Annotated in this window: 2 protein-coding genes; one reads left to right on the top strand and one right to left on the bottom strand. The window is 27.1% G+C overall.

Annotation, left to right across the window (positions count from 1 at the left end):
* Positions 1-1051: DUF2334 domain-containing protein (locus AB2369_RS12890; RefSeq protein WP_367666878.1), on the top strand; the 1051-nt coding region annotated here is incomplete at its 5' end.
* Positions 1052-1423: 372 nt separating this feature from the next.
* Here AB2369_RS12890 and AB2369_RS12885 read toward each other — a convergent pair.
* Positions 1424-2338: a DMT family transporter gene (locus AB2369_RS12885; protein WP_367666877.1), complete on the bottom strand. Its 915-nt coding sequence runs from the start codon at positions 2336-2338 to the stop codon at positions 1424-1426.
* Positions 2339-2478 lie beyond the last annotated feature (140 nt).

Genomic DNA, 2478 nt, shown 5'->3' with positions numbered 1-2478 from the left:
GGATAATATTGTAGTTTTAAGTGGAGATAATTATAATTGTCATATTAACTTAGAAAAATCATATTGGAAAATTGGGGATAATAGAAGAGACCTTAGAGGAAACGGCATATTCATAGACAATAAGTTATATTTATCCTTGATTGATATATCAGATATGTTAAATTTAAAGATTTCCTTTGACTCAAAGAAAGAAGAGGTTAGATGTTTTAAATCAAAAGAAGAAAGCTTTATATTCAACGATACTCAAGGCACATTATCTAAAAAGAAAACTGCACTTATAAGAATTGAGGATGTTACAGCAGGGAGTATTTATTTAAATGATGAAAATATGGAGAAACTAAGGGCTATTGGGGATCTACTTTATAATGAAGGTAGTGGATATCATATAGCTTGGATACCTAGATATGTAAATCCTGAAAAATCTGAAGATAATGATCTTACAAGAGATATAAATTTCTTGAATTCAGAATTTTTATATACCTTAGATTATTTAATAAATAGAGGGGCAATTGTAGGATTACATGGATATACTCATCAGTATGGAGATGAAGAAAGTATAATAGGATCGGAATTCCAAGATAAGCATAAATTATCAAAGGAAGAGGAAGTAAGAAGGGTAGAAGCTGCCATAAAAAATTCTATAGCTTTAAATATTCCATATAAGTTTTTTGAAACTCCTCATTATAGAAGCTCTGAAAGATTTCAAACAACTTTAGAGAACTATTTTGATTATGTATATGAACCATGTATAGGCGTTTGGAATAAAAAGACATATATAAGCCATAGGAATAAGGTTACAAAATATGTGCCGGCACCTTTAGGGTATATAGAGGATAAAGAGATTGAAGAGATGATAAATAAAATAAAAAATAAAAATTCAAAGGAATTAAAAAGCTTTTTCTATCATCCAGGAAAGGAATTTGAAGATATAGTTTTAAAAAGAGAGGGAAATGGATATCCTTATTATGAGTATAAGGACACTTCTATGCTAAAAACCATGATAAGAGAACTTAATAAAGATGGATATAAGTTAAGATATATTACTAATTAATAAAAATGGGACCGTCGTACTAAGGAATTTACATAGAATATATTGATTTGCAAATTTAAGATTAGCACAATATATTGTAGTGTTTATTCTTAATGCGACAGACCCATTCTTTTATGTAGACTTTCTAAGTTAAAATTTTTCTTATAGGGTTCTTAGCTTGAATCTTAACTTATACATGCACTTAAACCCTTTAAAACCTTTGATTTTAAGTAGTGTATAAGATAAGTTTTGAATCAAAAATCCTATAATTTAAAATATAAACTTATAAATTAAAAAATCTATAATGAGCTTTTATACTAAAGAAATTTAATATTTTTAAACTAAGAAAATTCAATTAAAAACAATTAGTACAAGAAGTTGAAGCCTTAATGATTACTTAAATTTATTTATACCTACAATTCCAAGAGTTACTAAGAGTAAAGATATAAAAATATATATGTTAAGAGTTTCTTCAGGAAGGAATATAGCAGATAATATTGTTCCAGAAACAGGGATAATAAATCTATAAAGGCTTATTTCACCAGCTTTATTATACTTTAATAGCATAAACCAAAGAGAGAAGGCTATGGTTGATAATAAGGCTGAGTATAGAAGTAATCCAGAAGACAGAAGGTTAAAGTTTAAGTTACTTTGTCCACTAGAGAATCCATAAATAAGCATCATAATTGATCCAAAGAACATCTGATAAGCAGTTATTACAAATGGATGTATTGATTTTGAAAATTCTTTAACCATAATGGAACTTAAGGCTCCTAGAACACAGCTTAAAGCAAGAAGACCTTCTCCAAGGAAAGTAAATGAGAATTCAAAGCCTTTTCCCCAATTTGCAAATATAATTCCTAAAAATCCAGTAATCATAGCAGTAATTTTCATTTTATCTATTTTATCATTAGAATAATAAAAATGTGCCACTATTACTGTAAAAAAGCTTTCTAGAGCACCTATTATGGCACTTTTCATTCCAGATGTGTTAGATACACCTATATAAAATAAGAAGTAATAAAAACCAGTCTGAAAAAATCCTAGAAGTATAAGTTTTGGAATATGATGTTTTTCTATAGAGATTTTTTCTTTAAAAATAAAAGATGTACATATAAATATTAAAATTGAAGCTATAAAAAACCTAAGACCAGCCAAGGTCATAAGAGCTCCAGTATTACTAGATAATATATTAAGTTCTTTATAGCTTATTTTAAGAACAGGAAAAGCACTTCCCCATAATATACAACAAATTACAGATATAATTATCTTGTTGAGATTATTAGTAAAAAATTTTTCTTTGTCCATGATATCCCTCTTTCAGTATAAGATTAAATTTTATTTAGATTTATTAAATCACTTGGTAAGGTTTCTTATATATTTAAGTTTTTATTATAGGGTTTTTAGCTTGAATCTTAACTTATACATGCACTTAAGCTCTTTAAAAT

Source organism: Clostridium sp. (genome assembly GCF_040797585.1).
GTDB lineage: Bacteria > Bacillota > Clostridia > Clostridiales > Clostridiaceae > Clostridium_Z.
Note: the sequence above shows the minus strand (reverse complement) of the source record. Positions and strands in the feature narration are given on the sequence as shown.